Origin of the sequence: Corynebacterium lactis RW2-5 (genome assembly GCF_001274895.1) — a bacterium.
In the GTDB taxonomy this organism is placed as follows: domain Bacteria; phylum Actinomycetota; class Actinomycetes; order Mycobacteriales; family Mycobacteriaceae; genus Corynebacterium; species Corynebacterium lactis.
The window spans coordinates 156402-175031 of the sequence record NZ_CP006841.1; the positions used below are offsets into that span (position 1 = coordinate 156402).

Genomic DNA, 18630 nt, shown 5'->3' on the forward strand with positions numbered 1-18630 from the left:
TCACAAGCGAGTCTATGAGTAATAATTCCGCTACCGCGATGCCGCCGTCTCGTATGACACGGCGGCATCGCCGTGTCCGCTTCATCCACAACCGAGACAACTTGGCCGGCCTGCCCCGCATGATTGCGATGCGCCTGGTGGCGATCGCAGTGCTGACCATCTTCGTCTCCTTCGTCATGTTCGCCCTAGCAGCAATCTCTCCTTTTAACCCCTTGGCGCACTACATTGGCACGGACTTTTCTGCGCTGAGCCCCGCGGAGCGCGAGGCACTTACGGCCAGCCTCGGCATGGATCGTCCCTTTTACGTGCAGTGGCTGGACTGGTTCGGCGGTCTCCTCTCGGGAGATCTCGGCTATTCCCGCACGTACTCCCGACCGGTGTCGGACGTGTTGGCGCAACGCCTTCCCTGGACAATTCTCCTGTCGCTGTCCGGCATCGCTCTGACTGTTGTGCTGGCCATTGTTCTCGGGGTGCTTGCCGGTCGACGCCCAGGAAGCCTGCTCGATCGCTTTTGCATCGGGCTGTCTGTATTCCTGGGTGCTACTCCGTCCTTTGTCTATGCCCTGGCTGTGCTCATGGTCTTCGCCGTCATCATGCAGGTGATTCCCTCCGGCGGCGCCGCCCCGATTGGAATGGACCCCAGCTTTACGACGATTGGACCGTTCCTCATCGGGCCCGCCATCGTTTTGGCGATCACGCAGCTGCCGTGGCCTCTGCTCGCGGTGCGACAGGCGACGGCGGAAGCGCAGTCGTCGGCAGCCGTTGCCGCCGCATTTGAGAGGGGAGTGCCGAGCAGGATTGTCGTCGGCAAGCACATTGTGCCGATGAGCCTGATGCCGGTGGTGACACTGGTTGGCGGGCGACTGTCGGAGCTGGTCGTAGGCGCGGTGATTGTGGAGGCCGTGTTCTCATGGCCGGGCATTGCCGAGGCGACCGTCGAGGCCGCCAAGGCGGTGGACTTCCCGCTGCTGGCGATTACGACTGTGCTAACAACGCTGCTGGTCATGGGTGGTTCGCTGATCGCGGATATCACCTACACGCTGCTGGATCCGAGGGTGAGCGATGTCTAAGACGATGAAGAAGGGAACCTTTACCTGGAAGTGGCGCTATCTTCCGCTGGCTGTAGTGGTGGCATACGCGCTGGTAGTGCCGTTGATCTGGCCGACGCCGAGTGCCGACTTTTCCCGCGCGTTGCAGGCGCCGAACGGCCAGTTCATCGGCGGTACGGATCACTACGGATTCGACCTGTGGACCCGCACGGCGCTGGGGCTGCGAGTGTCGCTGTTTATCGGTCTTGTCTCCGCCCTGTGTGCGACGGCAATCGGCCTGGCGGTGGGGCTGACCGCCGCGGTGCGAGGCGGCTGGGCCGACCGCGTGCTGATGCGCATGACTGACGCAGTCAACTCGATTCCGCACCTGATTCTCTCGGTGGTGATTGTCGCCCTGTTCCGCGGGTCAATCCCAGCGCTGGTGATCTCGATTGCGATTACGCACTGGTCGCAGGTGGCCCGCATTGTGCGCTCCACGGTGCTCGCAGCGCGCGAGTCCGAGTATGTCGCAGCGTCCTACGGGGCGGGGGCCGATTCTGGGTGGGTCTTACGCAAACACCTTTTCCCCGTTGCAGTGGGGCAGGCTGTGGTGTCGATTGTGATGCTGACCCCGCACGCGGTGTGGCACGAGTCGGCGCTGTCCTTCCTCGGACTTGGACTGCAGCCCGACTTCCCCTCGCTGGGCACGCTCATGGACCAGGCAAGCAGCGACATTATGACCGGCGCGTGGTGGGTTCTGGTGGTGCCGGGCACCGCGCTACTGGCGGCGACGCTGTCTCTGGTTGCGTTGATTCCAAAGCACCTGATGGGAGGCACCCGCAGCGAGGGTGGGGCGGACGTTGAGATTGCCGGAGATCACGCCGCAGGTGGCTCTGCCGGTGAACGTGTCGGACTTGCCCGATCTGCCGGACGTTCCGGGTCTGTCGAGACTTCGGCCCTGTCCCTGCCTGAGGACTTCCCCTCCGGCACCTATGGTGTGCAAAGCCTCTCGGTAACGATTGCCTCTGAGACCTCGCGGGTCGATGCCGTTGTCGGCGCGACACTGCGCCTCGAGCCCGGGAAAATCCACGGACTCATTGGCGGCTCCGGCTCCGGCAAGTCCACCCTCGGGCGGACGCTGTGTGGGCAGGTGCCCGCGGGCTCCACAGTCTCCGGCGGTATTGTTCTCGGCGGCGATCCCACGCCCGCCAGCGAGGTCATCAGCGCAGGCCAGGGCGGTAAGAGTCCCGGCGGGGAGATTGCCCTGATTCCGCAGGCGCCGGCGTCCTCATTTACGCCCGTGCGGCGCGTCGGCAAGCAAATTCAGGAGATCATCGACGCCTCCGGGGGCAAGACAACCGCAAGCGTGGAGGAGCTGCTGACCCGCGCGAACCTCGGCCCGGAGATTGCGGACTACTTCCCGCACCAGCTCTCCGGCGGCATGGCGCAGCGGGCGGCGATTGCGGCGGCGCTTGCGACCGGGCGTCCCGTGCTGGTCGCCGACGAGCCGACCTCCGCGCTCGACCCCGACCTCACCGCGAGCGTGTTGGAACTGCTGCGCTCGCTTGCCGACGCCGGTTATGCAGTCCTGCTGATTAGTCACGATGTCGAGGACCTGCGTGCCTCCGCGGTGTGTGACGACCTCAGCGTGATGCGGCGCGGCGTGATTGTGGAAAACGGTCCAGCCTGGCAAGTACTTTCCGGCCCGCGCGACGACTACACGCGCGCGCTGCTAGCCGCCCTGCCTAGCGGCGGCATGACACTGACCGCAGGATACGAGAGGGGATAGCCGTGAAGTTGGACGACGATAATGCTTTACGACCGGGAGCGCTGCGTGCTGAGGGACTAGCACATTCCTTTTCCGGGCGAGAGGTCCTCTCTGGTACGGATATAGAGGTGCGGCTGGGCGAAATCGTGGGTCTGCGTGGCCCTTCCGGCGTCGGTAAATCGACCCTCGGGCGTGCGCTAGCTGGGCGTTTTAGGCCCGATGCCGGTGCGGTGACCATCGGTGGGCGGCGCCCGGAGGCCGCGGAAATCGCCTATGTCGGGCAGGCGCCTCGCGATGCCAGCAACCCCACGTGGACACTTGAGCGCATCATCGCCGAGCCACTCGCGATTGCGGCGAAGCGTGGCGGTGGCGCTGGCCTAGGTGAGGGTGCTGGCGCGGTGCTCGGCGTGGGTCGAGGGGAGGCCTCCCAGGTCATCCGCGAGGCCGCTTCCGCCGTGCTGCTTGACGACGACCTGCTCTCCCGACGTCCCGGTGAAGTCTCCGACGGGCAGCTGCAGCGTGCAGTCCTGGCGCGGGGAATCGTGCAACGGCCTGCATTTTTCGTGTGCGACGAGCCCACATCGATGCTGGATCCGATTACAACGGCGGCAATCATCGCTGCGCTGCGGGGCGTAGTCGCCGAGGACGGGGCTGGGGTGCTCCTCATCTCGCACGATGTGCGGCTGCTACGCGCCGTTGCGACTAGGGGATACGTTCTGAGAGACGGTCGCGCTATCGCTGACGAGGAGGTAGCGAAAAGTTGCCCCTAGACGAGATCGCAGTCCTAGGCGTTAGGCACTAGGCGTTAGGCAGATGGACGGTTTGTCTAAATACCGCTGTTTAGCTGGGCATTTGTTCATGTTCTGGCTCTGGGTGTAAAGTTCTTATTCGTTGCAGCGGCCACTGCTTACAGGGTCGCGAACAACGGAGAATGCGCCCGTAGCTCAACGGATAGAGCATCTGACTACGGATCAGAAGGTTAGGGGTTCGAATCCCTTCGGGCGCACAATGCAAGACCCGCACCTTTCGGTGCGGGTCTTTTTTGTGTTCGTCGTCATGGCAAGTTGCCATGAAGTGGTGCGGAGTGTTCGTGTTTTTGGTCTGGCTGTAGCGGCCGTAGAGGAAAACCGGCCCAAAAGGCCTAAACTGTTGCACCATGATTCGTACCGAGTCCATTCTTGACCTGGCAACCGTCGCCCGCGGGCAGTCCCACGCAGAGGCCCTGAAGGGTTCTATCGACCTCGCACAGACAGCGGAAAATGTCGGCTACCAGCGCATTTGGTATGCTGAGCACCACAATATGAACTCCATCGCCTCGTCGGCCCCGGCAGTCCTCATTGCGGCAGTGGGCGCGCACACCGAGCGCATCAAGCTAGGCTCCGGAGGCGTCATGCTGCCCAATCACGCGCCGCTGACGGTCGCCGAGCAGTTCGGCACATTGGCAAACCTGTATCCGGGCCGCATCGAGCTGGGCCTCGGCCGCGCGCCGGGTACCGACCAGACCACCATGCGTGCACTGCGCCGCGATCACCGCGCTGCCGACACCTTTCCTCAGGACGTGCAGGAGCTGCAGGGATACCTGTCGGACGAGACCCGCATCCCCGGCATCAACGCAATCCCCGGGCGAGGCACCCACGTGCCGCTCTACATCCTCGGGTCCTCGCTCTTTGGCGCACAGTTAGCGGCGGCACTGGGTCTGCCGTACGCCTTCGCCTCACACTTCGCGCCCGACGCCATGCTGGAGGCCATCGCCGCCTACCGGGAGCAGTTCCGCCCCTCCGAGCAGCTGGATTCCCCGCGCGCCTTCGCAACCTTGAACGTCATCGCCGCCGAAACCGAGGAGGATGCGAAGCGCCAGCACTTTCAGACCCGCCGCAACCTGGTCAAACGCTTCCTGGGGCGTGGCGCGGGTCCCGGCGAGGGGCGCCGCCTAACCGACGATGAGGCCGAGATGCTCATGGACACGCCCCAGGGGCGACACGTTCAGAACATGTTCCGTCACACCGCGGTCGGCACGGTCGCCCAGGTCCGCAGCCAGATTGCGGAGTTCGGCGAGTTCTCCACCGCCGACGAGCTGATTGTCGCCCATCAGAGCCCGAGCGTCGCCGAGCGCCTGCGTTCTGTGGAGCTCACCGCCGAGGCCGCCGGCCTGTCCTAATGCCGGCCCGCTACCGCACCGCCGAAATCGGCAGGCCCGTCTCTTGCGCCAGCGCTGTAATCTCGTCGGTGGTGCGCCTGGCCAGGTAGCTCTCAAGTTCCTCGCGCCCGGTCGCGCCCGTCGCCTGGCTGAGCGCCTTGGCAAAGTGCGGCTCCAGCGCCGCCACCGCCACGTATCCGTCGGCCGTCCCATAAATGCCGTAGGTCCAATGTCCTCCGCCGAGCAGCCCTCCCGTCGAGGTCAGCCCGTATCGCACGGGCAGCGCCCCGGCCTCGCCCGCCTGCTTGAGGCCGACTCGGATGTGCGCCCCCGCTCCCTCTCCTTCGCCTCGCTTTACGACGCCCCTCCCTCCCCTGCGCACCAACGCCGCCAGAGTAGCGGTGACGGCGTGTTCTGCCCCGAGGATGTCGCCGAGTAGCACCGGCGGCATCGCCGGCGGTGCGAGGGTGCCGGCCTGTGCTTGGTAAGTCAGGTCGTGGCCCGGCGTCTCTGGGGAGTCCACGTCACCGACGATGTCGATGTGAATCAGGCCCGGGAATCGCTCGGCGAGGTTGCCCAGCCCCATTCGCTCTAGCGCGGAGGGGCGAAAGGAGGTGATGGCGACATCGGCGCCTGTCAGCAGTTCCTCCGCCGCGTCCTTGCCTTGCTGTGACTTCAGGTCCAGCTGGACCACCTCGTGGCCCGAGCACATGGTCGCGTACCAGTCGCGGGCGTAGTGGGCGAAGTCATCTCCGCTGGGTGGCTCTACCTTGGTGACCTCGGCGCCCAGCTGGCTGAGGCGCTGGGCCGCCAGGGGGCCGGGGAGGTTCAGCGCGAAGTTGACGACGCTCACGCCAATGAGAGCGCCACTCAGCCCGTCGTTAAGCGTGTCTTTCGGTGCGAGCCCCTGCTCGAAACTTTCAGTGCGGAACATAGTCCCACATTAGAAAATTTCTACTTGCCCCCCGACGTTTTCGGCCAAACGGAGCTGCTGAATCCACTGGCCCTCGCCAATGCGCAGGCGGAATACCGGGCGCGATGCGGGGCGGGCCTCGTAGCGCTCCCGGGAGCGGTGCCCCATCTGAGCTAGATCGATGGCGGTGCCGGAGCTCGCCAACTGCTCGCGGGCTGCGGTGAGGTGGGCGATGACATCGTCAAGCGCGGTGAGGACTGGCGTGGTGTTGTTCTCGCACCAGGACATGACCATCTCGGGGGCTGCGGCGGCGACGCGGGTGCCGTCGCGGAAAGACCCCGCGGCCAGGGAGATCGCCAGCGCACCGCCCGCGTCCCCCGCGGTGGCGACGGCGTACGCCGCCAGGTGTGGGACGTGGGAGACGCGTGCGACGGCATCATCATGGCGGGCCGAGGTCGCGGGAATCAGCTGGCTGCCAAGCGCCGCCCCGAGCGCCGCGACCTGCGCGAACACCTCCAGCCAGCGCCCCGGCACCGCTTTGCCGGCGGCACCGTATTCGTCGGCGAGGTCGTAGGCGAGCACCCAAGGTGCGCCGTCGAAAAGCCCCTCGACCGTGGCGTCCCAGCCGGCTTGCGCCGACCCGGCCATCGGGTGCGCGCCGACAAATCGCTCGCTCATCCCGCGCGCCGCGACCTCCTCGGCCACGGCCCCCTTCACTGAAACGACATCCGTGATTCCACAGGTAGGGGCGTGCTCGGCGATGGCATCGAGCATCCGGCCGACCACCGTCATCGGGGTGCCAATCACAATCAGCGCACCATTTTCCTCTGCCCGGGTCAGTGCCGCGGCAAGATCCGTGGTCGCATCAAAGCCCTCGGCGCGGGCGGCCTCCACCGTGGGCTCTGAGCGATTCCAACCGAAGCACTCCACCCCGGCGGCCCGAAGATCGCGCATCATCGATCCGCCGATCAGTCCCATTCCGAGCACGCACACCGGCGGCACAGGCAGGTGTGCGGATGGGCGCGCGGCGGATGCTGCAGCCGAATTGTCGAAGGAGGGGGAGTTGTCGATGCTCACGTGACAAGCATGACACACTTTCGGCTAGCGTTGGTGTCTATGAGCACGAGCTTTTCTGGGGATTATGCCCCCGATGAGGACCGCTCCTACGCGGTCGCCATTTTCATGGGCGAGGACGGCTGGCACGTCCGCGACCTGGGCGAAGATGCCCTCGATTCGCTTGCCGATGCCGCGGACGCCCTGCGCAACCTCCGCGCCGAGCGCGCGGCATTTGGCGTCCTGAACGTCGACGACGACTACTTTATTATCTTCCGGCCCGGCATGGGTTCGCTGCGGGTGTTGCTTTCTGACGCCACCGCCGCCGTCACTGACGACATTGCGGCCGAGGTGTTCGACGAACTGGATCTGGACATCCCAGACCTGGACGAGGACGAGCTCGAGGACGTCGACGCCTGGGCCGAGGGCGACATGGATATCCTCGCCGACCTGGGGGTATCCGAGGAGTCGCTGACCGTCATCTGTGACGATCAGTCCCTGTGGGCCTCGGAGCAGGTTCATGCCATCGCCTCCGAGCTTGGCTGTGAGGAGGAGCTCGCGGAGGTCACTGGTGTCGATGTGGACATCGACGCCGATGACGACGAAGACTTTGATGACTAACTCCGGGCAAGCGGACTCCCCGGCACCTGCCGAGCACGCACAGCCCCAGTGTGCCCCGGCCGTGCGCGCCCTGCCGCGCCGCCGCCAGGACGAGCTCGACGAGCAGTGGATGCGTCTGGCGCTCGCCGAAGCCGACAAGACCGCGCCGGGCGATGTCCCGGTGGGCGCCGTCGTCATCGGCCCCGACGGGAACGTAGTAGGCCGTGGCTCGAATCGTCGGGAAGCGGATGGGGACCCCATGGGCCACGCCGAGGTCATCGCGATTGCACAGGCCGCGCGGGTGGTGGGCGACGGCTGGAGGCTGGAGGACTGTACCCTCGTGGTCACGCTCGAGCCCTGCGTAATGTGCGCTGGCGCATGCGTGATGGCGCGCGTGGGCCGCGTGGTCTTCGGCGCGTGGTCGCCCAAGACGGGCGCGTGCGGCTCCATCGCCGACGTCATCCGCGATCCCGCCCACGCCTTTACTCCGCAGGTCCGCGGGGGAGTGCTTGCCGACGAATGCTCGATCCCGCTGCGGGCCTTCTTTGAATCTCAGCGCTAGGTTGCAGGGTGGGCCGCGGGGGCGGCGCTGACCGGTGGGCCGGCGTCGGCGGTGTCGTTCTCATTAAGTTTGGGTCACGATTGATGCTGATTTAATGCCTTTGAACCCTCACGCGCGTACCGTTGGTGTAGAACGGTCCTTAAATATTTGAGGAGGCTTATCATGAGCGAATTCCAGAACAAGGCTGAAGAGCTCGGCGGCAAGGTCAAGGAGACGGCTGGCGAGGCTACCGGTAACGAAAACCTGAAGAACGAGGGCAAGGGCGACCAGGCTGCTGCCAAGATTAAGCAGGGCGCTGAGGACCTGAAGAATAAGGCCACTGAGGCGCTGGGCAAGATTACCGGCGAGTAAGGCTGAGCGCCCGATAGGGTTCTCGAAAATCCGACTCTTACCTGCTGGTTTGGTGCAGTCCGTGCTTGCAGGTAACGTTTTTTAGCGGTGGCGTGTCCGAGCGGCCGAAGGTGAAGCACTCGAAATGCTTTGTGCGGTAAACCCGTACCGGGGGTTCAAATCCCTCCGCCACCGCCAATAAACCCCTGGCGGGTTCCTTGCTTCCAAGGAATCTGCTGGGGGTTTCTTGTGTCTGGGGGGTGTCTGGGGCTGGGAGCTTAAGGTTTGATCCTTCCACTTCACGACACGCCATCGCCGTTGTGACAGTGCATGCCGTGGCATAACGTCGGCAGGCTGTCACGATGTCGGCAGTCCGGCGTAATGTCGGCCGGCCCGATGTAGCGCAATTGACTTGTTGGCGCGATATTCACTTGTTGCTGCGCTATAGCGCACACACAACATGATCCCGCCGCAACAAGTGGCAGCGGGAGCCAATAAGTGACCAATCCTGCGCCAACAAGTGACGTGGCAGTCTCGCTCACCAAGTCGCATCAGTAACAGCAATAACATTGGCCCCATTGCTAACATTTATGTGAGAAGTCCGCTACTCTTACAAAAGTATTTTCATAATCTGCGTTAGCGCAGGTTTATTCGACTGATTTTTTCAACGTTAGGGAAACTCGACATGGCTAAGGTCCTGTTCAAACTCGGCAGGTTCTCCTACCTGCACAAATGGACGGTGATCATCGCCTGGCTCCTCATTCTTGCGGGCCTTGGCGGTTCGGTCGCAGCATTCCAAAAGGGGTTCATCGACCAGTTCTCGATCCCCGGTATGCCCTCAGCGAACGCATCGCACGTCATTGAGGATAAGTTCCCCGACGTTCCCAATCCGATTCGCGAACAGCGCGTTTACGTCGTGTTTGAGGCGCCCGAGGGGCAGCTACTCTCCGACCCACTGAACAAGGCGGCCGCTTCCCTCGTTATCGACGGCATTAAAAACAACATCGACCAGATTGCCGATGACCTGCAGCTGGTCAACCCGGTCGATCTTGACGGGCAGATGCGCGAGGTCGTCAAGTCCCGCGGCATGGAGGCCGGGTTACCCAAGGACGTCGCCGAGGCGGACGCGGAGGCCCTGCGCACAATCTCCGACGATGGCCGCTTTGGCATCTCCACCTTCGTATTCGACGCCAAGATGCCACAGGATATTAGGCCGGAGAATATGCAGGCGCTTCTCGACGCCATGCAGGCCGGCCGTGATGCAGGCTTGAAGGTGGAAGCGTCCGGCCCTGGTATGCAGCCAGCCATCGAGGTGGCCCCGACCTCGGAGATTATCGGCGTCTCCGTCGCTTTCGTGGTTCTCGTTGTGACCTTCGGATCTGTGGTGGCATCCTTCCTGCCTATCATCACGGCGATTGTGGGCATCATTATTGGTGTGTTGGGCGTGGTTCTGATGACCGCGTTCACGGACGTCAACTCCATCACCCCGGTGCTGGCTGTCATGTTCGGTCTGGCCGTCGGTATTGACTACGCGCTGTTTATTCTCTCGCGTTACCGCGCTGAGCTCTCCCGAGGGATGACCAAGCCCGACGCCGTCGGCATGGCCACCGGTACCGCGGGCTCAGCGGTGGTCTTCGCGGGCTTGACGGTTATCGTGGCACTTGCGGCGCTGACCGTCGCGAAGGTGCCGTTCATGTCCCTGATGGGTATCTCCGCCGCCATCACCGTGGGGTTCACCGTCTTGGTGTCGCTCACACTGCTTCCGGCGATTATGTCCCTGCTTGGGGATAAGGTCTTCGCCGTCCGCATCCCGGGCATCGCGGGCAATCCCACGAAGAAGGGGCGCACCTCGCTGCTGGGAGAGAAGACGCTCGGCCGTCGTTGGGTGACCCTGATCCACAAGGTTCCGGGCCTTTTCCTTGCCGGCTGCATCGTGCTGCTGTGCGCGCTGGCCTACCCGGCGATGAACCTGAACCTCGCGCTTCCCTCGGACTCCACGCAGCCGAAGGAGAGCACCAACCGCAAGGCGATCGCGATGATCGAGGAAGGTTTCGGCGCCGGCCGAAACTCGCAGCTCATCATCATCGCCGACTCGGACAACGTCAATCCTGACGCTCCGGTGCTCAAGCCCTTGATTGATACTTTGCGCCACTCCAGCCCCGAGATGAGTGAAGTGGACGCGGCCCGTAAGGCGTCGTATAGCTACGCGGTGGATCAGTTCAAGTCCAACGTTGGTGTCGAGCACATCCAGATGATCGGCCTGAATAAGGACGGCACCTCGGTGAAGATGATCATGACACCGAAGTCCGGCCCCCTCGATCCCGCGACCAAGCAGCTGATGAACGCGGTGCGTGATCAGCAAAAGCAGATTGAGCGCGACACCGGCCTCTACACCGGCGTGACCGGCCTCGTTCCGATCGAAATCGACATCACTGACCGACTTTCCGGCGCGATGCCGCTGTACCTGGGTGTGGTCGTTGGCCTCGCGGTGATTCTGTTGCTGATGATTTTCCGCTCCATCATGGTTCCGCTGACCGCAGGCATGGGCTTCCTGCTCTCGGTCGGTGCGGCATTCGGTGTGACCGTGATGATTTTCCAGAACGGTCTTTGGGGAATTATCGGAACCCCGGGCCCCCTGGTCAGCTTCGTGCCGATCTTCCTCATCGGCGTGACCTTCGGCCTAGCCATGGACTACCAGGTGTTCCTGGTCTCCCGCATGCGTGAGCACTTCACGCACAGCAAGGGCAAGGCGACCCCGGGCTCGCGTTACTCCGCAGTCGAGGAGTCCGTCATCGAGGGCTTTTCGCTGGGTGCGCGCGTCGTTACCGCCGCCGCAATCATCATGATCTCCGTGTTTGCGGCCTTCGCAGGTCAGCCCCTGCAGACCGTGAAGGTGTTCGGTTTCGCTCTCGGTGCCGCCGTGCTTTTCGACGCTTTCGTCATCCGCATGACCTTCATCCCGGCGTCGATGTTCCTGCTGGGTCGGGCGACCTGGTGGATGCCCAGGTGGCTGGATAAGATTCTGCCGTCTGTGGACGTTGAGGGCGCGGCGCTCGAGGAGGTCTCCGACGAGCTCGTGGAGAAGGGCCGCCGTGAGCGTGCCGCCGCAGCCGCGGAGGCAACGACAGGTGCGGCCGAGAATAAGGCGAAGGAATCGACCAACACCACCGAGACGACCGAGCCGCCGGAATTGCCACAGGCCGAGCAGCTGCCGAAGGACTCGGAAGCCACAGAAACTGTGGCAACTGCGGTGTCAGAAAAAGCATCTGACAGGGGTGATTCAGAAACGCCTGCACCGACTTCGAAGCCTGCCGTGGCCACTGCTGAGGCCCAAGAGAATGCACAGCGCGCGCAGCAACGTCGGGAGATTCAGATTCGACCGGATAACCGCCCGGTGCGTCGCAAGAAGCTGACGGTCGCGGATCTCGCACGACGCGAGGGAACGGATCTCGAGCCGCCGCGCCACCGCCGCGCCATCTGGGACCCCAGCGCCAACGAAACGCCCCGCAAGGGCGATGGCTCCGGCACCGCAGAGTAACCTCTAGTCGGTACTTTTATCCTCTATTCTCACAATCCCTTCAGAAGCAGGAGCGTGCATGTCGGAGTCCAAGACCGTTGGGTTTGACGTCGTAAAGCAAATTGAAGGAGCGCGCGGGCGGGCGGGTGTCATCCACACCCCGCACGGCGACATTGCGACGCCGGCGTTCACCCCGGTTGCGACGAAGGCGACCGTGAAGACCCTCACGCCCGAGCAGATTCGCGACACCGGCGCGCAGGCGATCCTGTCGAATGCCTATCACCTTTACCTGCAGCCCGGCGAGGATATTGTCGATGAGGCGGGCGGCGTGGCGGCCTTTGAGAACTGGCGCGGGCCGACCTACACCGACTCCGGCGGGTTCCAGGTTCTGAGCCTCGGCGCAGGTTTCAAGAAAACCCTGGCCATGGACGTATCTGGTTTGCAGAAGGACGACATCGTCGCCGATGGTAAGGAGCGCAACGCCTTCGTCGACGAGGACGGCGTGACCTTCCGCTCCCATATCGACGGCTCGGAGCACCGCTTTACGCCCGAGGTGTCCATGCGCATCCAGCATGCCCTCGGTGCGGATATTCTGATGGCCTTCGACGAGCTGACCACGCTAATGAACACCCGCGCCTACCAGGAGTCTTCCGTCGAGCGCACCCACCGCTGGGCGCGCCGCTGCCTTCAGGCGCACAATGAGCTCACGGACGCGCGTGGCCAGGTCGATGGTCACGCTGATTCGCTTGCCGACGGCCAACTCCCACTCCAGCAGCTCTTCGGTGTCGTACAGGGAGCCCAGTACGAGGACCTGCGGCGCAAGGCCGCGCGCGGCCTGGTAGAGCTGTCGCGGGAATTCGAGGACGCCGGCAAGCTCGGCTTCCACGGATTCGGCATCGGTGGAGCAATCGAGAAGCACAACCTCGGCCTGATTTGCGGCTGGGTCAACGACGAGCTTCCCGACGACCGCGCCCGCCACCTGCTGGGCATTTCCGAGCCGGATGACATCTTTGCCGCCGTAGAGGCGGGCGCGGATACCTTCGACTGTGTCGCCCCGACTCGCCTAGCACGCCGTGGCGGTGTGTACACCCTGGATGGTCGCATGACCTTGACGAATGCGCGTTTTAAGCGCGACTTCCGCCCGGTTGATGCCGAGGTGGATTCGTACACTTCGCTGAACTACTCCCGGGCGTACCTGCACCACCTGCTCAAAGCCAAGGAATACCTGGCAGGCACACTTTGCACCATCCACAATCTGTACTTCATGGTGCACCTGGTGGATAACATCCGCGCTGCGATTCTGGAGGACCGGTTCTACGAGTACCGCGACGAGTTCCTCGGCCGCTACTACGCCAACGGTGGTCGCGCGGTGGGGAATTAGAGCGGCTTGGTGGGCCGGCGGGCTCTCCTCCACGTTTTGACACCGCACGCGCTGGCATAACGCCGGCGGGATGCCACGGAGTGACGGGTTGGAAGGCCTGTCGGCCCGGCAGAAACGGGGCGCAACGGGGCACAACGTCGCCGATAGCCCTGCCACCTGATGCGCGTCGCGCCGCGCGCCTGCATGATGGACAACATGATTACTGTTGAACGCCTCAGTAAGAAATACGGCTCCAAACTCGCCGTCGACGACCTGTCTTTCACGGTCCCCGACGGCGTGGTGACGGGCTTCCTCGGGCCCAACGGCTCCGGCAAGTCCACGACGATGCGCTGCATCCTGGGGCTGGACGCGCCGACTACTGGCCGCGCCCTGTTCACCGGCACCGACGTTACTGGTGCTGCCTACACCAGCCAGCCGTTCGCACAGTTGCCCAATAAGCCCAGCGTGGCCGGTGCAATCCTGGACTCGACCTGGCATAACAAGGCCCGCTCGGGGCGCAACCACCTCCGCGCCCTGGCCCGCGGCGCCGGGATTCCAGACACCCGCGTCGAGGAGTGCCTGGAGCAGGTCGGCATGACCGATGCCGCCAAGGACAAGATCGGCGGCTACTCGCTGGGCATGAAGCAGCGCCTGGGAGTCGCCGCGGCGCTGCTCGGCGACCCGCAGCACCTGATTCTCGACGAACCCGTTAACGGCCTCGACCCGGAGGGCGTGTCCTGGATGCGCACCACCATCAAGTCGCTGGCGGCCCAGGGCCGCGCTGTGCTTGTCTCTTCGCATTTGCTCTCGGAGATGCAGCTGACCGCCGACCGCCTGGTCGTCATCGGCCGCGGCCGCATGATCGGCGAGTACACGATGGACGAATTCCTCGCCGACGGCACCGTAGTCGAAGCGGAGGTCCCAGATCCCGCCCGACTACTCGCCGCGTTGGGGCCGCGGGGCCGTGGGGCGGACGTCGGCAAGCAAGGGGTTGTGCGTATCCCGCTTGCCGACGGTGCGGACGAGGCCACCCTGCGTGGTGAGATTGCGGCGGCGGCGCTGCGTGAGGGCCTGTTAGTCACTCGCTTGGAGACGAAGCGAGAGAACCTGGAGGCTCGGTTCCTGGCTGCCACCGCGGACGCGCAAGAGTATAGGACAGCCGGGGTAGATCAGGCTGACGGTTCGGACGCCGACTCGGGTGCTCAGTAGAGGGATTGGAGGACAGACAATGGCAAGTTTTACAAGCGCACTGCGCTCTGAGTGGACGAAGCTGGCGAGCCTGCGCAGCACCTGGATCTATGCGATGTTGCTGAGTGGATCGATGTTCGGCCCGGTTATCTTGATGGGGATGCTAGCCGATTCGGGGACGATGCTCGATTGGACGATGCTGACAATCGGCACGATGATTTTCGCGATGATCGCAATCGCATTCGCGGGGGCAACGCTGGCTGGGGAGTACAACGATCAGATGCACGCACACGCGTTCCTGACGCAGGATCGACGGAGTTTGTGGTTGGTTGCGCGTGGACTGCTGACCGTTGTTTTTCTTGCTCTATGCTGGGTGTTTGGCGTAGGTGTTGCTTATTTGGCGACAGCCATTTCACCAAGGGTGTCCTTTATCGGTGGTTCCTTTGATGACTTCATTAGTGCGATACTGAACTTTGGTGTGTTTTCCGTGATTGCGATGTCGCTGGGCGTGCTGACGCGCTCGCGAGTCGCGGCGGTGGCGGTACCACTGGTGTGGCTGCTGGTTGTGGAAAAGTTGCTTGTACTGGCGACATCAGCGACCGCGTTTGCGCTGCCGTTTTGGCTGGCTGCACCGGGGGAACGAATTTCGCAGCTAGCTCCCCAGCTTGTCAGCGGCGTTGCCGACCCGGAGGCTCCCGGGATTGGGTACAACCCCGATACCTCGCAGCCGGTGTGGTTTAACGCGATTGTGCTGGTGGCCTGGGTCGTGGTGGCTATCGCCGCGGCGCATTTCGTGAACGCCAAGCGCGACGTGAAGTAGGCGGCAACGTGAAATAGCCGCAAATCCAAGTAATCAAAGTGCCCGCCTGACTGCGTGGAACAGGAGGCGGGCGGAAGGCGGCGTCGTAAAGCGTGCTGACGTGGCGCCTAAACGCGGTCATTCTCAAATTTGTGACAGTTTTTTGAGGTAGCAAACTTGACCACCTGGTGTTTTGGAAAAACAAGTGTCACAAAGTTGAGAATAATGGTCTTCATGGCGGGTTTTGGACGCCGTCGCTGTTACGGGTGGGGCTGGAGGGGCTGAGGCTAGTTGTAGTAGCCCTCGCGGCGCTTGACCCACGCGATGACGGCGTAGGTGACCGGCATGACCACGAACTCCACGGCGGTCTTCCAGAAAAATCCGACGATGACGTAGTTGACGAAGGTGCCCCAGGAGTCGATGCCAATGGCAGTCGCGGCGATGGAGCAGAAGATTAACGTGTCGACGAACTCGCCAACCACGGTCGAACCCATCAGGCGAGCCCACAGGGCCTTTTCGCCGGTGCGCTTCTTGATTGCGTTGAGGGACCAGGCGTTCAGCAGCTGGCCGACAACGTAGCCGGCGAGGCCTGCGAGCACCAGCTGGGGGACGGTGCCGAGGACGGTTTCGAAGGCCGCCTGGTTTTCGTACCAGGGCGCGGCCGGGAGTTTGATGGCGATGAAGAAGCAGGCCATGGCACCTGCGAGGACGGCGAAACCAGTCCAGACGGTGCGGCGGGTGGCCTTGTAGCCGTAGCACTCGGAAAGCACGTCACCGATGACGTAGCTCAAGGGGAACAGGAAAAACGCGCCGTCGGTGGCCAGGCCGAAGATTTCCACGCCCTTCGTGGCAGTGATGTTGGAGACAATCAGCACGCCGATGAACAGCGCCATGAACGTCGGGTACAGGGACCGCTGGGTTGGGATGTGGCGCGGGGTGGGGGCGCTCTGCTTGCCGACGCTTTGCGCGGCGGTGCCGTGCGGGTCGGTGGCGGTTGCTGCAGGAACAGGTGCGGTGTGTGCGGGCGCGTGCGGGGCGGCTGCAGCGGCCGACCCGGCGTTGCCCGGCCCAGACTTGGGCAGGTTCTCGTTATTAGTCACGGGTGGGATATTACCGGGCTGCGCGGTTATTACACTGTCGGTATGAGCCTGCCCGCTGTGCCCGACGTGCCCGCTGCCCCCACCGGTCGTTACGCCCCCTCGCCGACCGGACGGCTGCACCTGGGCAACCTACGCACCGCGGTCCTCGCGTGGGCGCACGCGCGGGCCCACGGTGGCCGCTTCATCGTGCGTATCGAGGACATTGACCGCCAGCGCTCCCGTCCCGAGTATGAGGCGCAGCAGCTCGCGGATCTCGAAGCCATCGGCATCGACTGGGATGGCGCGCCCGTCCGCCAATCTGAGCGCTCCGGCCTCTACGAATCCGCCCTCGCCCACCTCACCGCCGCCGGCCTGACCTACCCCTGCTTCTGTACTCGCCGCGAAATCCTCGCCGCGTCCTCCGCCCCGCACGGTGTGCCTGGGCAGTATCCGGGGACTTGCCGCTTGCTTTCCGACGACGCCGTGGCCGCCCGTCGGGCCGAGTTCGCGGCGGCGGGCAGGCGGCCGTCGATACGCCTAAAGGCGCAGGTGAGTGAGGGGACGGCAATGGATGAGATCCACGGCGAGGTGCGCGCGCCCATCGACGATTTTATTCTGCGGCGTGCCGATGGCATGTGGGCGTACAACCTCGCGGTGGTCGTCGACGATGCGGACCAGGGGGTGACCGAGGTAGTGCGCGGCGATGATCTGCTGACCTCGGCGCCTCGGCAGGCGTACCTGGCCGGGCTGCTCGGCTACTCGGCGCCGACGTTTGTTCACGTGCCGCTGGTGGTTAACGCCGAGGGGCGGCGCTTGTCGAAGCGGGATGGCGACGTGACTCTCGGCGAGGTGCCCGTGGATGCAGCGCAGCGGTGGATCCTGGATTCGCTGGTGGGGGAGGGCATGTCGGAGGCTCGCGGCAGTGACGCGCGGGATGGGATTGACTATATCGATTCGATTGCCGACCTTCCGGAAGCCCTACGCGCGGGTCTCAAAATTCCTCGCGAACAGGTGGTTTTCTAGGGGGCGCCGAGAACTACGGCTAGTGCATACGTTAGGGGCAAGAGCGCGAATGTAATAAGTGCCGTCGTGATTACCAAACTGTTTGACCGGGCTTTTAGCGCTGTGAGGAAGCCGATTAGGCCGAATCCGAAGACGCCGATGGCCAGCGGGATCGTCCAAGCATCGGATAGTGCAGTGCTGACGAAAAACAGCCCGACATAGCAGGCCAGAGCAAAGGACAGTGCGGCGACGGAGGCATTGCGGAAGTGTTTCATGGTTTCCTGGGAGGGGCGAGTGGGGGGGCGGTGCGGTTTTTCGCCGGAAAACCCAGCATGTACGGGGCAATTCTAAATTTGTGTGGTGATTTTCCAATTTCAGCAACCCGTGACCTGGGAGTTTCTAATCTGAAGCCCACACAAATTGAGAGCTGGCCTCGTTAGGGCCTAATTTACGCTCCGTTCGTGGGGCGAATGTTGCTCTTGGTGCAGAAAATATGATCGGGGCTAGAGGGACGCAATCGATCCGAAAACCATTCGCGTGACCTCCACTGCCGTTACCCTCGGGGCATGTCGACACTTCTCATCGTCCATCATTCGCCCACGCCCCTGCTGCAGGAGATCCTGGCGCGAGTCCTCGACGGCGCCCGCGACCCCGCAATCGAGGGCGTCGACGTCCGTGTCATCGACGCCCTCGAAGCAAACACCAGCGACCTGACCAGCGCCGACGCTATCCTGCTCGGCACCTCCGCCAACTTCGGCTACATCTCCGGCGCGCTCAAGCACTTCTTCGACACCACCTTCCGCGAGGCATCTGAAACCACCAAGGGCCTGCCGTTTTCCTACTGGATCCGCGGCGGCTTCGACACTACCGGCGCCGAAAACGCCATGAAGTCCATCACCACCGGGTATGGCTGGGAGCTCGCCGCCGAGCCTGTGGTTTTTGTGGGCTCGCTTGACGACGCCCTTTCCCATGACCTGGTCAACCTCGGCGGGACGATGGCCGCCGGGCTTATGGAGTAGTTCCTCAGCGCTCGGGTTTCGGTCCACGGCCAGCGGCCCCGCATTCCCGAGCCCGGGAACGCGGGCACTCGGGCACTCGGGCACTTTAGCGCTCGTTTGCGACTTCAGCACAGCCGATACGCTGCGCTACAGTCACCAACCTGCGCTGAAGTCGGGGTGCGTGGCGCTGAAGTCCGGTCGAAGAGGGGGAGTAGCGCCACATAATACGATTGCAAAGTTGCGCAAAAAGCGCCGCCTTGTGCGATAATCCAAAACGTGAATAATAAAGTTCAGAC

17 protein-coding genes and 2 tRNA genes are annotated in these 18630 nt (G+C 63.5%); 15 read left to right on the plus strand and 4 right to left on the minus strand.

Annotation, left to right across the window (positions count from 1 at the left end; all coding sequences use genetic code 11):
- Positions 1 to 119 precede the first annotated feature (119 nt).
- The 5 genes from CLAC_RS00615 (at position 120) to CLAC_RS00635 (ending at position 4954) form a co-directional block, all read left to right on the plus strand.
- A complete protein-coding gene (locus CLAC_RS00615; protein ID WP_053413147.1) occupies positions 120 to 1070 on the plus strand; it encodes an ABC transporter permease subunit in 951 nt (316 codons plus the stop codon).
- On the plus strand, positions 1063 to 2817 hold the full coding sequence (locus CLAC_RS00620; protein WP_053411267.1) for an ATP-binding cassette domain-containing protein: 1755 nt from the start codon (positions 1063 to 1065) through the stop codon (positions 2815 to 2817). Before CLAC_RS00615 ends, CLAC_RS00620 begins: the two co-directional genes overlap by 8 nt.
- Positions 2818 to 2825: 8 nt before the next feature.
- Entirely contained in the window at positions 2826 to 3566 is a 741-nt protein-coding gene (locus CLAC_RS00625) for an ABC transporter ATP-binding protein (RefSeq protein ID WP_082313454.1), read from the plus strand.
- 163 nt (positions 3567 to 3729) lie between these two features.
- A tRNA-Arg gene (locus CLAC_RS00630) sits at positions 3730 to 3802 on the plus strand.
- Between the two features lie 150 nt (positions 3803 to 3952).
- Positions 3953 to 4954, plus strand: coding sequence for an LLM class flavin-dependent oxidoreductase (locus CLAC_RS00635; protein ID WP_053411269.1), 1002 nt, complete (start codon positions 3953 to 3955; stop codon positions 4952 to 4954).
- Positions 4955 to 4964: 10 nt separating this feature from the next.
- Here CLAC_RS00635 and CLAC_RS00640 read toward each other — a convergent pair whose 3' ends face one another.
- Positions 4965 to 5867 (minus strand): CoA transferase, encoded by a 903-nt coding sequence (locus tag CLAC_RS00640; RefSeq protein ID WP_082312937.1) that lies wholly within the window; start codon positions 5865 to 5867, stop codon positions 4965 to 4967.
- Between the two features lie 9 nt (positions 5868 to 5876).
- Positions 5877 to 6923, minus strand: coding sequence for a prephenate dehydrogenase (locus tag CLAC_RS00645; protein WP_245621912.1), 1047 nt, complete (start codon positions 6921 to 6923; stop codon positions 5877 to 5879).
- 39 nt (positions 6924 to 6962) lie between these two features.
- Between CLAC_RS00645 and CLAC_RS00650 the strand changes: the two genes are divergently transcribed.
- From CLAC_RS00650 to CLAC_RS00685, 8 genes are all read left to right on the plus strand, one after another.
- Positions 6963 to 7520, plus strand: a complete 558-nt coding sequence (locus CLAC_RS00650) for a tRNA adenosine deaminase-associated protein (RefSeq protein ID WP_053411270.1) — start codon at positions 6963 to 6965, stop codon at positions 7518 to 7520.
- Positions 7495 to 8061, plus strand: a complete 567-nt coding sequence (locus CLAC_RS00655) for a nucleoside deaminase (RefSeq protein WP_082312939.1) — start codon at positions 7495 to 7497, stop codon at positions 8059 to 8061. The genes CLAC_RS00650 and CLAC_RS00655 overlap by 26 nt, the downstream gene beginning before the upstream one ends.
- A 162-nt stretch (positions 8062 to 8223) precedes the next feature.
- Complete coding sequence (locus tag CLAC_RS00660) at positions 8224 to 8412, plus strand: CsbD family protein (RefSeq protein ID WP_053411271.1); 189 nt, start codon at positions 8224 to 8226, stop codon at positions 8410 to 8412.
- A gap of 86 nt (positions 8413 to 8498) precedes the next feature.
- Positions 8499 to 8589, plus strand: a tRNA-Ser gene (locus CLAC_RS00665).
- 487 nt (positions 8590 to 9076) lie between these two features.
- Positions 9077 to 11929 (plus strand): MMPL family transporter, encoded by a 2853-nt coding sequence (locus tag CLAC_RS00670; RefSeq protein ID WP_053411272.1) that lies wholly within the window; start codon positions 9077 to 9079, stop codon positions 11927 to 11929.
- A gap of 58 nt (positions 11930 to 11987) precedes the next feature.
- On the plus strand, positions 11988 to 13289 hold the full coding sequence (gene tgt / locus CLAC_RS00675) for a tRNA guanosine(34) transglycosylase Tgt (protein WP_053411273.1): 1302 nt from the start codon (positions 11988 to 11990) through the stop codon (positions 13287 to 13289).
- A gap of 195 nt (positions 13290 to 13484) precedes the next feature.
- On the plus strand, positions 13485 to 14477 hold the full coding sequence (locus CLAC_RS00680; protein WP_053413151.1) for an ABC transporter ATP-binding protein: 993 nt from the start codon (positions 13485 to 13487) through the stop codon (positions 14475 to 14477).
- Positions 14478 to 14496: 19 nt separating this feature from the next.
- Entirely contained in the window at positions 14497 to 15276 is a 780-nt protein-coding gene (locus CLAC_RS00685; RefSeq protein WP_053411274.1) for an ABC transporter permease, read from the plus strand.
- Between the two features lie 266 nt (positions 15277 to 15542).
- Here CLAC_RS00685 and CLAC_RS00690 read toward each other — a convergent pair whose 3' ends face one another.
- Entirely contained in the window at positions 15543 to 16355 is an 813-nt protein-coding gene (locus CLAC_RS00690; RefSeq protein ID WP_053411275.1) for a queuosine precursor transporter, read from the minus strand.
- A 42-nt stretch (positions 16356 to 16397) separates the two neighbouring features.
- Between CLAC_RS00690 and gluQRS the strand changes: the two genes are divergently transcribed.
- Positions 16398 to 17357, plus strand: a complete 960-nt coding sequence (gene gluQRS, locus CLAC_RS00695; protein ID WP_053411276.1) for a tRNA glutamyl-Q(34) synthetase GluQRS — start codon at positions 16398 to 16400, stop codon at positions 17355 to 17357.
- Here the strand turns inward: gluQRS and CLAC_RS00700 are convergent.
- Positions 17354 to 17611, minus strand: coding sequence for a hypothetical protein (locus CLAC_RS00700; RefSeq protein ID WP_053411277.1), 258 nt, complete (start codon positions 17609 to 17611; stop codon positions 17354 to 17356). The genes gluQRS and CLAC_RS00700 overlap by 4 nt on opposite strands.
- Positions 17612 to 17902: 291 nt before the next feature.
- Here CLAC_RS00700 and CLAC_RS00705 point away from each other — a divergent pair, with 291 nt between their 5' ends.
- Positions 17903 to 18355 (plus strand): flavodoxin family protein, encoded by a 453-nt coding sequence (locus CLAC_RS00705; RefSeq protein ID WP_053411278.1) that lies wholly within the window; start codon positions 17903 to 17905, stop codon positions 18353 to 18355.
- Positions 18356 to 18630 lie beyond the last annotated feature (275 nt).